Source organism: Mesoflavibacter profundi, from assembly GCF_014764305.1.
Lineage (GTDB): Bacteria > Bacteroidota > Bacteroidia > Flavobacteriales > Flavobacteriaceae > Mesoflavibacter > Mesoflavibacter profundi.
Genome location: NZ_CP061703.1, coordinates 1,506,749 through 1,521,077, shown reverse-complemented (window position 1 = coordinate 1,521,077; position 14,329 = coordinate 1,506,749). Strand labels below are relative to the sequence as shown.

Genomic DNA, 14,329 nt, shown 5'->3' with positions numbered 1-14,329 from the left:
AAATTATTTAGTAGTTATAAATTCTTCAGTAAAATTATCGTCCCATTTAAAGGCATTTACAATCCAACCATTTTTGCTTTTGTAATAGGTAAATATTAATCGTACTGCTGTATTTTCATACTGGATTAGATACGTTTCGCGTTTTGCGATATCACTAATTGTTTCATCTTTCACTTTTAAATAATTAAAAGGCGCTCCAAAACGATTACTAATTATATTGGTATACTTTATAATTTTTTCTTTTAAAGTTTCAATCTCATTTTGTGGTATTGGCCAATATGGCGTAAGGATTTGAAAAGCTTCATTTATTTTATTTTGCTTAAAAAGTGTCGTTACTTCTACAGACATTTGCTTAGTACCTGACACGTCTTTTAATAGCTTGGTTTGAGAAATTGTTTGGAAAGAAATAAAGCAGGTTAAGATTAATAGTAATTGTTTCATTTTAAATGTAATTATGATTTAAAACAAAACTAGGTTTAAAGAAGACTAAAAACTATACGATATATGACGTATTTTTGGTACATATATCTTCTATATTTGCCATTCAAATTTTCAAGAAAAACGTGTTATATGCTTTTATTACAATACATCCAATCCAAAACTAACCTAACTGAAACCTCTATAAAAAACACAGTTAATCTTTTAAATCAAGATTGTACAGTACCTTTTATTTCTAGATATCGTAAAGAAGCAACTGGTAATTTAGATGAAGTTGAAATTGGTGCAATTGTTAAATATAAAGAAGAATTTGAAACACTTGAAAAACGTAAAGCAACCATCTTAAAAGCATTAGAAGAACAAGACGTTTTAACCAACGAATTAAAAACAAAAATTGAAGCTTGCCAAGACAGTACAACACTTGAAGATTTATATTTACCTTACAAGAAAAGCCGAAAAACAAAAGCCGAAACTGCTAGAAAAAACGGACTAGAACCATTAGCAAAAATCATAATGAGTCAAAATGCTAATGATATAAAAAACATCGCCGTTAAGTACATAAAAGGTGAAGTAACATCTACCGAAGACGCTTTAGAAGGCGCAAGACATATTATTGCCGAATGGATTAACGAACGTACAGATATTAGAACCAATTTAAGACAACAATTAGAGCGTTATGCTATGATTTCCACGAAAGTGGTAAAAACAAAAAAAGAAGATGAAGAGGCTCAAAAATTTAAAGATTATTTTGATTGGGAAGAAAGCCTAAATCGCATACCATCACACAGATTATTAGCTATTCTTAGAGCCGAAAAAGAAGGCTTTATTCGTGTAAAAATTGAAATTGATAATGATCGCGCTTTAGAACGTATAGACCGAAAAATCATAAAATCGGACAACGCTTGCGCCGATCAAATAGAAATAGCAATAACCGATGCTTACAAACGATTATTATTCCCATCGTTAAGTAACGAAGCGTTACAAAATGCCAAAGAAAAAGCAGATGACGAAGCGATAAACATCTTTGCCAAAAACTTAAAACAACTAATGTTAGGATCTCCTTTAGGCGAAAAACGTGTTTTGGCTATAGATCCTGGTTTTAGAACTGGATGTAAAGTAGTTTGTTTAGACGAAAAAGGTGATTTAAAACATAACGAAACTATTTATCCGCATGCGCCAAAAAACGACCAAATTGGAGCTTTAAAAAAGCTAAGCACGTTAACTGAAGCGTATCAAATAGAAGCTATAGCAATTGGTAACGGAACAGCATCTAGAGAAACCGAAGCTTTAGTTAGAAAAATTAGATTTAAAACCGATGTACAAGTTTTTGTGGTTAGCGAAGCTGGAGCAAGTATCTATTCAGCATCAAAAATTGCGCGAGAAGAATTCCCTAATTACGATGTAACCGTTCGTGGTTCAGTTTCAATTGGACGACGTCTTCAAGATCCTTTAGCCGAGTTAGTAAAGATTGACGCCAAATCTATAGGTGTTGGACAATACCAACACGATGTAGACCAAAATAAATTGCAAAAGCAATTAGATGTTGTGGTAGAAAATTGTGTAAATGCAGTTGGTGTAAATATAAATACTGCAAGTAAAAGTTTATTAAGTTACGTGTCTGGTATTGGTCCAAAATTAGCAGAAAACATAGTCAACTATAGAAGCGAAAAAGGTGCATTTTTAAATAGAAAAGACATTAAAAATGTACCAAGATTAGGCGACAAAGCATTTGAGCAAGGCGCTGGTTTTTTAAGAATTAAAGATGGAGATAATCCGTTAGACGATTCTGCAGTACATCCAGAAAGCTATGCTATTGTTACTAAAATGGCTAAAGACGAAAGCGTTTCGGTAAAAGAATTAATTGGAAATACGTCTACTTTAAAACAGATTAATTTAAATAAATACACCTCTGAAACTATTGGTCTTTTAACTTTAGAAGACATTGTAAAAGAATTAGAAAAACCAGGTTTAGATATACGTGAGCAGGCAAAGGTTTTCACTTTTAATCAAAACATTAAAACGATTGAAGATTTACGCGAAGGACAATTATTACCTGGCATTGTTAATAATATTACTGCATTTGGTTGTTTTGTAGATGTTGGTATTAAAGAAAGCGGTTTAATACATGTCTCTAACTTATCAGACAGTTTTGTAAAAGATGTGAATGAGCACGTGCATTTACATCAACAGATTATTGTTAAGGTGTTGAGTGTTGATATTCCGCGAAAGCGTATTCAACTTAAATTACATAAATAGATGTTAAAAATAGCTTACCATCCTATTTACAGTCATCCTTTACCTGAAGGACATCGGTTTCCTATGTTAAAATATGAGTTATTACCAAAACAATTATTACACGAAGGAACTTGTATAGAGGATAATTTTTTTGAGCCTGTTAAGATGCTAAATGAAAATCCCATTTTAGCAGTCCATGATGCCAACTACTTTTATGATTTATTAAATATAACACTAGACCAACGTGCTGCAAGAAAAATTGGGTTTCCGTTAAGTGAATTATTAATTGAACGTGAAATTATTATTGCAGATGGCACCATAAAGGCTAGTGAATATGCCTTAAAATACGGTATTGCTATGAATATTGCTGGAGGTACACATCATGCGTACACTAACCGTGGCGAAGCATTTTGCATGCTTAATGACCAAGCAATAGGCGCCAGATTTCTTTTAAAAAATGGTTTAGTTAAAAAAGTTTTAATTGTAGATTTAGATGTACATCAAGGTAATGGTACTGCAGAAATTTTTAAAAACGACGCCTCAGTTTTTACCTTTTCTATGCACGGAAAAAACAACTATCCATTTAAAAAAGAACAAAGCGATTTAGATATTGAATTAGATAATAATGTTGGAGATAGTGAGTATTTATCTATATTAAAAAAAGTACTGCCGCAATTAATAGAAAAAGAACAACCCGATTTTATTTACTACTTATGTGGTGTTGATGTTATTGCTACAGATAAACTAGGCAAACTTAGCTTAACTATAGAAGGCTGTAAACAGCGCGACAAATTTGTTTTAGAAACCTGTAAGTCCCAAAATATACCGGTAATGTGCAGTATGGGTGGCGGTTATAGTCCAGATATTAAGGTAATTGTTAGCGCACATGCCAACACTTATAGATTAGCTCAAGATATCTTCTTTTAAGATCAAATACTTTTTAAAAGAATTAATCCTAAAATAATACAACCTACAGGTAATAATAAAAGTATACTTGTATTGTAGCTGTTTTTACTTTTATTGAATTTTGCGTTTAAAACCTTTCGGCTTTTGCCATTATATTTCATCCAATTTTTAAAATGAATCATTATTGAAAATATGATGAATAATGTCCAGAAATTAGAAGTAGACATTGTTTTAACATGCATTTTACTAAGAAACGTTACTAAAAATGCACCTGTAACAAATAATAATGCGATTTGAAGCAGCGATATATAAAATAAAGCAATAGTATTAGCTTTTTGTTTAAACTTAGATTTAAATGCAGAAAATATAGCAAAGAAGAACTGATCAAATGTTGTCATGGTATAAAATAAAAAACCTGCTAAAGATAGCAGGTTTTTTTATTAATTAAAGTTCTTTAGAAATTATTATTCTGCAGAAACTTTTACGTTATCTACTTCCCAAGTTGCAGCAGCAGAACTTGTAGATGTATATTTAAATGCAATAAATACATTACCTCCTGCAGCAGCAGAAAGATCTAAAGATCCTGAATCCGTCCAAGAAGACCAACTACCAGTGTTAGTATCTAAAGTTGGAGATAAAGCTACCCAAGTACCATCTGTTGTTGGGTCACCACCGTTATAATCTGTTGCATAAAATACTTCTATATCATTACCGTTGTATCTTTTTACAGTTTGGAATGTTAAGAAAGCACTTGGCGTATTTGATAAATCTATAGGTAAAGAGATTAACCAATCTTCATTAGTTTGTGCTCCTCCAGCATAACCAGACATTGTTGCACTGTCATCCGGATTTCCAAAAGTGTTGTAATACCACTCTTGCGTTCCTGTTACGTTGTAAGGCGTCCATTTATCTAAATTTCCTGCAGAGAAATCGTCTTCGAATAATGGATCACATCTTAAGTCGTTATCAAAATTGATAGCTTCTGGTGTATTAATGTATATTGTATAAAAATCATCAAAGTAATCTCTAGTTAATACTCCATCTATACTACCTCTATTTGCAGGTAATGGTAATCCTTTAAAATCTGAAAATGTACTTGTACTTAAAATCACACTACTTCCTGTTGCACAACTTTCTAGTAAACGTTCACCGTCAAAACTATCATTAGATTCTGAAGCAAATGTAGTAGTGTTTCCTACTACTAAGTTGCTATTAAATTGCATGTCGTTTAATCGGATGTATTGGCTTTCTAAAGCTTCACTAAATTCTGAAATTGTTACTTCTTTTGGAACTATAGTAGCTACTTCATCTGTTCTAATAATATAGTCTTGAACTAATGTACTTGGTATTCTACCAATTTCATCTCCATCTAAACGACCAAGTTGTAAAACTCCGTTTCCTTCTCCAACAGTTAATCCATTAAGTTTAACAAATACTTTACGTCCAAATTCATATTGAGTAAACATTGGGTTTTTATCAACTTGTACTACTATTGCTGCTGTAGGATTTTCTGGAGCATCTTGTATTACTAATTGCTTATAGAAATTTCCTCCTTCATCACTTGATACCACATAACCAACAGTATATTTTTCTGTTACAGTTTCACTTGCTGCATCAAAAGTAAAAGCTTCGTTTCCGTTACTTCCAAAAGCACCTAATACACCGCTTAATGGGTTAAACACTGCTTCTGAGTTTGGGTAATCTGCACTTCCGTCAATTCCCGAAGGAACATCAAAATTATCGTCTTTTACACAGCCTGTTAGAACTACTAAGCTTACTAATAGTACTGCTATTTTGTTTAAATTAAATCTTTTCATTTTTTCTTGAATTTATTTTTTCTATAAATATAATTAAAATCTTACGTAAACGTTTAAATAATAAGTAGTTCCGTTACCAAAAAAGTAACGATTACCAAATACTGGTCCGTTTGGATTAGTTTGTTCTTGTAATTGGCTTCTGTAATCTACACGTCTTGATTGCTCAAATCCACCTGTACGGTATTCTTGATTAAAGACGTTATTAATTGTTGCGAAGAAACCAACAAAATAATCATTAACTTTCCATGATTTACCACCAATTATGTTTACTAACATGTAATCATCAAATTGTTCTTGTTGTAATAATTGTCTAGCAATTTCAGGATCTACATCATTAATTTCTCCACCTGTTACTACGTAAGTTTGTCCACCTTGAGTGTTATCTTGAAATTGTGTTTCTGTGTATAATTCTGGATCTGTTACAAATGCTGCACTTCTTTTTAATGCACTTGGATCTACATATGCGTTAGAGAAATGGTTAGCCGTTACACCAATATTCCAATAGTCTGGATCTCTATATTCAAAACCTATTTGGAATGCTCTTTCTGGTCCACCTGCTACATGTAAGTTTTTAAGGTTTGTTGTACCATCACCAAAAATTGCTTTACCTGTACCAAACTCTTGACTATAGTAAGTCAAGTTAGGGTTATTATTGTAAATATACTGACCAACAGAAGCTGCACCTTTTAATTTGATAGTTGGTGTTACTTGTGCTTCGATACCTAATTCTCCTCCTATACGTTGCGTTTCTATATCAGTAATTGCTTCTTGCACTAAGTTGCTTCCTGCACCTTCGCTAAAGAAGAATCCTGTATCTGTTCCATTTTTAGTTGTAGAATAAAATCCTGTAAGTCTAGCTTTAACTATTGGAGAACGGAAAATATAACTTGCATCTACACTAGAAATTTTCTCGCTATCTACATCTTCTAAAAGCATATTAGATTGTCTAACATTTGCAAATGCATTTCTAATACTTGGTGCTTTTGTCATATAAACACCGTTAAAGTCTAATAAGTGACGTCCAGAAATTTTATAAGTTAAACCAGCTTTTGCGCCAAAGTTTTCATATTCTACTTTTGGTCCTTTTCCAAATGAATTGCCTACGAAATATCCATTTTCAAAAAGTCCGTTTCTTTGGTAATCTGTTTTAGATATGTTTCCTCCTAAATAAAAATCTACTTTACTGTAGTTAAATACTGCTTGAGCAAATCCACTTACAACATTGGCATCAATTTCATAGTTATATTTATATCTATCTCCTTCTTGAGCAATTCTGTTAGGATTTCTAACATCAGATTGTGCTGTAGTTAATGTTCCTTCTGTGTTTTGTGCTGGTTCATCAGAGAAAAAGTCTACATCTAAATATCCTGATCCTCCTAATAAATCAGATACTATTGCGAAGTTTTCACTTTTTAAATTTCTGTAATTAACAGCAGCATTTAATCTAATATTATCTGACAATTCTGTATCTAAAATAATATTAGCCATTAATTGCTTATCGTCTATTCTATCTTCTTGTATAGCATAAACTGAATTTTCAAAAGTAGAATTTGCAGTATAAAGCGCATTCCAATCAAATTGACCATCGTTTACAAAACTTTGTTGTGCAATGTAAGCTTGTTCGTAATCGTATGCTGTTGGACCACCATCTACATTTAAAATGTAGCTTGGTAAGTTTTGATAGTATGTTGGATCTGTATTACGTGCTCCACCAATGTAGCTATCTTGACCATTAAATCTTACTAATCTTGTTCCTCCATTATCAATTCTAGTGTTTCCTACTTCTCCAAATTGATATCCTATGTTTGTATTGATAGAAGTTTTTTCTGAAATATCCCAATAATGATTTAACATTAAAATTGGCTCTTCAATTCTTCTAATTCTAGAGTTTCTTATCTCTCCATCTTGTTCTCCCCAAAATGGGTTGTATTGTCTTCCTTTTAAGTTAAAAACTTCTTCTGTAATTGCAGTAGATCTACCTCTTCTGTTTTGAGCGTAGATAGATGTAAAGTTTAAACTATGTTTTTCGTTTATTTTTTTCTCTACAACTGCTACAAAAGAATTTGCATCGTAAAGTGTTCCTTCTACATATCCACCATCACCAAAACGTCTAGATGCTAATAAGCTATAAGCCCAACCATCTTCCATTAGTCCAGAACTGTAGCTAGCCATGATACGTCCTTCGTAACTTCTGTTTGCAGAAGCAAAAGATAAACGTCCACCTTCACGGTATTTAGAAGCGCGCATTACAATGTTGTTTGTTCCTGCTAGGTCACCAAAATTATAGTCGTTTGGCGAAATACCCATAGAGAATTCTTGATTACGTTGTAAGTCGTTAATTCCTCCCCAATTTCCCCATTGAGGTCTACCTGTAGCTTGTTTATTCATTTCTAAACCATTAATAAGAACTTTACCATTGGCATTATCAAGTCCTCTTGGTCTAAAAAATGTAGCACTAAAATCAAATGCTGCAGCGTTTAAAAAAGCATCTCTTGAAGATTGTAATAAACCAGATACGTTACTTGTTAATCCGTCATCTTCACTATTTAATTGATCATCTGAAATTGAAATGATATAAAGATCTTTTTTATCACTAGCATTGTAGGATAAAGTCATATCCTGAATATCTAATGTTTTACCTTCATTAACCACAATAGGAAATCTTTTTGTGGTGTAATCTACTTTTTCAATTTTTAGGATTTGTTCTCCTAATGGTAAATTTTGCTTGAAGATAAACTGACCTAAAGCATCTGTCTTAGTCGTTAAGTCTGATTCTTCAATTGTTACTGTTACATCTGGAATTGGCTCATCTGTTACTGCATCTTTCACACTACCTTTAACAGTGGTTTGCTGCGCAAGCATTGAAACTGCTGAGAAAATTCCAAATAAGAAAAATAAAAAACTTTTTTTCATACGTGAATTTATTGTTAAAACTTTGTTTTAGCATTAAATAATTATTATTTAAGGCGTGCAAATTTACATTATTTATAATAAATATCTACTTTTGGCAGGAGTTTTGTAAATAACATAACGATAACGTAACAATAATTATTAATGAAACAATTTAATTACCTACTATTTGCGCTATTATTTACAAGTGTTTTAAGTGTAAATGCGCAAGAGAAAAAAAAATTTAAAATAAATACTGTAGCCTTCTACAATTTAGAAAATTTATTTGACACAATAAATGACCCTTCTAAAAATGATGAAGCAAGCCCTATGATGGAAATCAAAGCTGACAGAGATGTAATCTATAAGAAAAAAGTCCACAATATGGCTAGAGTAATCTCTGATATTGGTAAAGACTTTACTAAAAACACTCCAGCTATTATTGGTGTATGCGAAATTGAAAATGTTAATGTATTAGAAGATGTAGTAAATGATCCTTTACTTTTAGAAAAAGATTATGGTATTGTTCACTTTAATTCTCCAGATAACAGAGGAATTGATGTTGCTTTATTATATCAAAAAAAGCTATTTCAAGTCACATCAAGAAGTACACATACTTTAAAAATTTATGATGATAACACAAAAGAACGCATAAATACTAGAGATCAACTATTGGTAACAGGTGAATTAGAAGGCGAACAAATGCATTTTATTGTAAACCATTGGCCATCTAGACGTGGTGGAGAAGCTAGAAGTAGACCAAAACGTGTTGCTGCTGCCAAACTTAATAAAAGAATAATTGATAGTTTACAGTCTATAGATCCTTATGCAAAAATAATTACAATGGGTGATTTAAATGATGATCCTATTAATGCAAGTGTTAAGGATGTACTTAAAGCTGAAAGAAAAAAAGAAAAAGTTGATTTAAAAGGTATTTACAATCCTTATATCGACATGTTTAAAAAAGAAGGTTTAGGTACTACTGCATATAGAGATTCATGGAGTTTATTTGATCAAATCATGCTTACTAAACCGTTTTTAAATAAAGATTATTCCAACTGGACATATTATAGAGCTGGTATCTTTAACGATAATTATTTAGTAAATAAAAAAGGAAGATATGCAGGTTATCCTCTAAGAAGTTTTGCAGATGGTGGCTTTACTAATGGTTTTAGTGATCACTTTCCTGTTTACGTTTATTTAATCAAAGAAGTTACAGAAGACTAATTAGATATTTAAATAATAAAAAAGCGAGCTAAATAGCTCGCTTTTTTTATATCATTTATTAGATTAAAACCAAGTCTTCCAAGGTATCATACTTAAAACTAATATTAAAGCTATTGTATAAAAAACAGCTATTGTCTTTAACTTTTTAGACGAAATAAGCTTTTTCTTGTGCTTAGAATAACCAATTGTTATTAATGCTACTGCTATAATCATTGTAAATGGATGCTCTACAACATTTCTTCTTAAAGCACTATTTTTCATGATTTCTCCCATAGACATTTCATTAAAATAATCTGATACAAACCAAAAAACAATACCAATTAATAATTGGATATGTGATACGATTAATGTGAATAAAGAAATTCTAAAATCTCTAGCTTCATAATCCTTTTTAGTAAAAGACTTAAATAATGCATTAAAGGTTGCTATTATTAGTATTATCAATACTAAATAAGCCCAATAAGAATGTAACATTTTAACTGTAGAGTACATATATTTATTTTTAAATTTAATTGGTGTAAAGGTAATAATTAATCATAAAAAAAACCGCTTCTTAAATAGAAGCGGTTTTTAATTTATTTAAAATATTAGATTATTGAAAATCCCAAACTCCATTTATTTTTATTAATGCTAATTCTTCTACTCCTGAACTACCATCATAAATATCAAAAATCATAACATATTTTTGCTCTTCTTCTGCATTAGGATCTATTACATTATCTAATAAATCTGCAAATACAGTTAATAACATATCATTACTCCAGTAAGCTGGGTTATTAGATCTTCTATCAAAGTTTCCATAGTTAGCCATACTACCTACAGCAGTTTCAAAATCTGGGTTAGAACCATAGTTTGCTTCTATATAATCAAATTCTGGAGTGCTTATTGTGTATCTTATAGTGTTATCTGGTACCCAAACACCATTATCAAAACCAAACTGTAAAGAAGTTTCTATAGTAGACTCATGCCCATTCCACATACCGTTAGCAAATGTGTATAAGTTACCTCTTATTTGTGCTCCTGAAGAACTAGAATAGTAATCGTAAATTACAAATAACTCTTCATCTTCTTGCCCATAAGGGAAGTTTATAGATAAGAATGTTGGTAAATAGTTATTTGGAGAAACAGAACTACTAAAGTTATCGTATTGTCCTGGTTGACCAGAAGCTTCACCCATTGAATCAAAATCTGCAGAACTTAAATAGTATACACCTTCTACAGCTTCCCATGCACCGTTAGTATACATAAAGTATTCTCCTTTAGAATTTGTATTACCTGTTGCTCCTAAAGTTTTAAGTACTAAACTTTCTACTCTCCATCTTGCAGCATCAGAATTTGTAGACTCATACTTTAAAGCAATGTTTATTGTTTGTCCATCGTATGCAGAAAAATCGTAATCTTCAGAAGATTCCATATTTCCTGTAGCTGGATTTGCTAAAGTTATTTCATTCCAAGTTGCTGTTAAAATGTCTCCAGCGTAATCTGTAGATACTAAAATTTTTAGTAAAGATGCATCACCAGCATAATCTAATTCTTGAGTGATTTGGAATTTTAAATCTGATTCTCCAGAAAGGTCAATTGTTGGAGACACTAACCACTCTGTGTTAGCTACTTGTCCACCAAAATAACTGTTACCTTGTACATATCCTGTTTGAGAAGTCCAAACTGCATCTGTTCCAAACTCTTCTTCTACAGTCCAACCTTCCATACTACCAGCAAAATTATAAGCAACTAAATCTGCTAATCCTACTTCTGGAGTTTCTGTATATTGATCGTATTTTGCTAACACTAATTGTCCTTCTGTTGGGTTAGAGAATTGAGCATCTAAAACCGTTGGAATTTGACTTGTAGCATTTACGTTTGGATAAAATCCAAATGCATCACTACCAGTTAAAGCGTAATCTGAGTTTGTAAACTCGTATACATCTGCGTTTGTAAAGTCGCTTACACCTTCTGCAGCACCAATGTATAGGTTATAAGTTACCATTACAGAAGATCCTTGTCCATATAACGGATATAAATCTGCTAGTAAACTAGGAATTGAATCTTTAGCTTGTTGTTCAGAATCAAAACTTCCAAAACCTAAGTTAAAAGCTGCATAATCCTCGTCTGTTAGTGTGTATTCAAACTCACCAACATTTGGTTCAGTAGGAATCGCATCAACTTCGTTATTGATGTCTTCCAATGGATTACAACTTACCATTGTAAATCCAATAATTGTTAATAAATAAATTACTTTTTTCATCATTAATTTTTTTAAAAGTTAAGTTTAGCTCCTACACTAAAAGTTCTACCAAAACCGTAATAAACTCTAGCAGTTGTTGCTGTAGATGTATTACCATCAAAAGCATCTGAGATATATTCTGTATTAAATATATTGTTAATTCTTCCTGTTAAAGTTGCATCAAAGTTTCCGAATTTAAATCCATGTCTTATTGCTGTGTCAAAGATACCATATGCTGGTACTTCCCATGCATCTGGACCTACAGTTTGTCTATTACTTGGATCGAAATCTGCATATAAGTTAGCAAAATAATTGTAATCTACAGTTAATGTAGTTTCTGGAGTTAAGCTATAGTTACCTCCTAATGCAAAAGTTGTTTGAGCTGCATCACCTACATGTAAATCTTTAATAAAAATGTTTATTGGATCACCTACTGCTTCATTTTCTTCATTAAAGATTTGCACATCTTCAATGTTGTTTTGCCATCTCCAATCACCTATAGAAGCCATACCTGTTAATTTAAACTTTTCTGTAGCTTTATAAACAAAATCTAACTCGATACCTTGGTGAATTGCATTTACTCCTAAAATATTAGCGAAATCTCTTCCTCCTGCTTGGTTAGGGAAACTGATAAATTCTGTTCTATCTTTCCAAGTTGTGTGATATAGGTTAATGTTAGCAGATAATTTTTCACCTCTAAATCCATATCCTAACTCAAAACTTAATATTTTTTGGTTTTCAGCTTCGTCATTAACATCTACGTTATTTCTATTAGCAAATACAGAGTTGAAATAAGGAGCTCTTTCAAAATATCCTAAGTTAGCAAATACGTTGTGATTTGCGTCTATATTATAGTTTGCTCCTCCTTTAGCTCCAAAACCAAAGAAATTATATTTTTCAGATTCTTGTAATGGATCAGAATCTAAGTATAAGAATCGATCTACTCTTTGGTAAGATGTGTTAGAAGCAGATAAAGATAAGAATGCTGCTATGTCGTTTTTAGAATACTCTAATTGAGCGAAAGCACCTAACCAACCTACTTTACCATCGTTGTCATATAAAATCTTATCTCCTACTTGAGCAAAATTATTTGGGTTGTTAATGTTAGAATCATCTAGGTAGTATTGTCCACCTAATAAGTCTGTTAACTCTGTAAAGTGTTTTCCTAAATAACTTCTAAAATCTAATCCTCCTAAGAATACTAAATTTTCGCTAAAGTCTGTTTTTAAAGAAGATAAAACACCAAACCAATTGTGATCATTTCTAGATGCTCTTAATATAGATTCTGAACCATTTACTCCTAAAGCTTCATTTTCTGCTACGATTTTATCAAAATCTACAGTACCTAAATTACCTATTCTATAGTTATCATCGTCAAAACGGAATTTGTTTACACCACTAAATCCGCCTCCACCACCTGTACCAAACGATACATAAGCAGCTGTAGATAAAGATGATTTATCATCTATTGTCCAATAGTGATTTAAAGATATTTGAGGTTTGTGATAGAAGTTATCTTCTACACTTGTTAATTGTCCTTGTTTGTATCCCCAATCTGAGTTATATTTTTTACCTCTTTCACTTTCTCTAAACGTAGAAATTAAATGACTGTTTTGTCTTTGACCGTGTCTTTGTTTTGCTCCAAAAGCAGTGAAAGATAATTTATGACTATCGTTAAACTCTTTAGATAAGTTAATGAAATAAGAAATTGCATTAAATGGAGTTCCATCTACATATCCATCTCCATCTGTTTTAGACGCAGACACAGTTGCAGCAAAACCATTTTCCATTAATCCAGTAGAATATGTTAATCCAAACTTTTTGTAACCATCGTTACCTAAAGTTGTGTAAACATTACCACCTTCTTCAATATCTGTAGTTTTTGTTATAATGTTTATTGTACCACCAACAGAAGGAACAGCTACTTTAGAAGCACCTAAACCACGTTGTACTTGCATGCTTGAAGTAACATCACCTAATCCTGCCCAGTTTGACCAGTAAACACGACCATTTTCCATATCGTTTACAGGTACACCGTTGATCATTACAGCAACGTTTTCTGAGTTAAAACCACGTAAGTTAATTCTACCATCACCATATCCACCACCTGACTTAGTAGCATAAACACCTGGTGTAGATTTTAAAACTTCTGGAAATTCTTGAGTTCCTAATTTTAATTCGATTTCTTTAGCTCTAAGTGTAGATACAGCAACTGGTGTTTTTCTATCTACAGCTACAGAAGCAATAATAGATACTTCTTGTAAGCTAAATTCACTTGGCTCTAAAATAACTTCGCCTAAGTTTTTGTTTCCAGTAATCTCAAATTCTTTATCTAAAAATCCTACGTAAGATAATACAACTTTAGTTGTTGTAGATTTTGTAGTTAGAGAGAAATTACCATCAAAGTCTGTTGAAGTACCGTTTGTAGTACCAACCTCAACAATATTTACTCCTGGAAGTGGAGTTTTTGTTTCTGAGTCAAGTACAGTTCCTGTAACTGTGCTTTGAGCCATAGTAAATGCAGTAAACATTAAGGCTACTGCAAAAAACATAATTTGAATTTTGTTTTTCATCATGTTGAATTAAAAATTGT

10 protein-coding genes are annotated in these 14,329 nt (G+C 31.8%); 3 read left to right on the top strand and 7 right to left on the bottom strand.

The annotated features are described in order from the left end of the window. Positions 1–3: 3 nt before the first annotated feature. Positions 4–441 carry a hypothetical protein gene (locus tag IFB02_RS06830; protein ID WP_106687485.1) on the bottom strand — a complete coding sequence of 146 codons (438 nt, stop codon included), beginning with the start codon at positions 439–441 and terminating at the stop codon, positions 4–6. Between the two features lie 129 nt (positions 442–570). Here IFB02_RS06830 and IFB02_RS06825 point away from each other — a divergent pair, with 129 nt between their 5' ends. Continuing rightward, entirely contained in the window at positions 571–2,694 is a 2,124-nt protein-coding gene (locus tag IFB02_RS06825; protein WP_106687486.1) for a Tex family protein, read from the top strand. Then, positions 2,695–3,600 (top strand): histone deacetylase family protein, encoded by a 906-nt coding sequence (locus tag IFB02_RS06820; protein WP_106687487.1) that lies wholly within the window; start codon positions 2,695–2,697, stop codon positions 3,598–3,600. It abuts the gene before it with no gap. A 2-nt stretch (positions 3,601–3,602) separates the two neighbouring features. On the opposite strand, the gene IFB02_RS06815 is transcribed toward IFB02_RS06820, so the two are convergent. The 3 genes from IFB02_RS06815 to IFB02_RS06805 all read right to left on the bottom strand — a co-directional run bounded on the left by IFB02_RS06815 (position 3,603) and on the right by IFB02_RS06805 (position 8,309). Further along, positions 3,603–3,977: a hypothetical protein gene (locus tag IFB02_RS06815; RefSeq protein WP_106687488.1), complete on the bottom strand. Its 375-nt coding sequence runs from the start codon at positions 3,975–3,977 to the stop codon at positions 3,603–3,605. 66 nt (positions 3,978–4,043) lie between these two features. Continuing rightward, complete coding sequence (locus IFB02_RS06810) at positions 4,044–5,396, bottom strand: DUF5689 domain-containing protein (RefSeq protein ID WP_106687489.1); 1,353 nt, start codon at positions 5,394–5,396, stop codon at positions 4,044–4,046. A gap of 33 nt (positions 5,397–5,429) precedes the next feature. Then, positions 5,430–8,309 (bottom strand): TonB-dependent receptor, encoded by a 2,880-nt coding sequence (locus tag IFB02_RS06805; protein ID WP_106687490.1) that lies wholly within the window; start codon positions 8,307–8,309, stop codon positions 5,430–5,432. Between the two features lie 141 nt (positions 8,310–8,450). Between IFB02_RS06805 and IFB02_RS06800 the strand changes: the two genes are divergently transcribed. Further along, entirely contained in the window at positions 8,451–9,512 is a 1,062-nt protein-coding gene (locus IFB02_RS06800) for an endonuclease/exonuclease/phosphatase family protein (RefSeq protein ID WP_191073163.1), read from the top strand. 63 nt (positions 9,513–9,575) lie between these two features. On the opposite strand, the gene IFB02_RS06795 is transcribed toward IFB02_RS06800, so the two are convergent. From IFB02_RS06795 to IFB02_RS06785, 3 genes are all read right to left on the bottom strand, one after another. Beyond that, the gene (locus IFB02_RS06795; protein WP_191073162.1) at positions 9,576–10,004 is read right to left on the bottom strand and encodes a hypothetical protein; all 429 of its coding nucleotides are present in this window, start codon (positions 10,002–10,004) and stop codon (positions 9,576–9,578) included. A gap of 100 nt (positions 10,005–10,104) precedes the next feature. Then, positions 10,105–11,757, bottom strand: a complete 1,653-nt coding sequence (locus IFB02_RS06790; RefSeq protein WP_106687493.1) for a choice-of-anchor J domain-containing protein — start codon at positions 11,755–11,757, stop codon at positions 10,105–10,107. Between the two features lie 11 nt (positions 11,758–11,768). Continuing rightward, positions 11,769–14,312 (bottom strand): TonB-dependent receptor, encoded by a 2,544-nt coding sequence (locus IFB02_RS06785; protein ID WP_317173498.1) that lies wholly within the window; start codon positions 14,310–14,312, stop codon positions 11,769–11,771. Positions 14,313–14,329 lie beyond the last annotated feature (17 nt).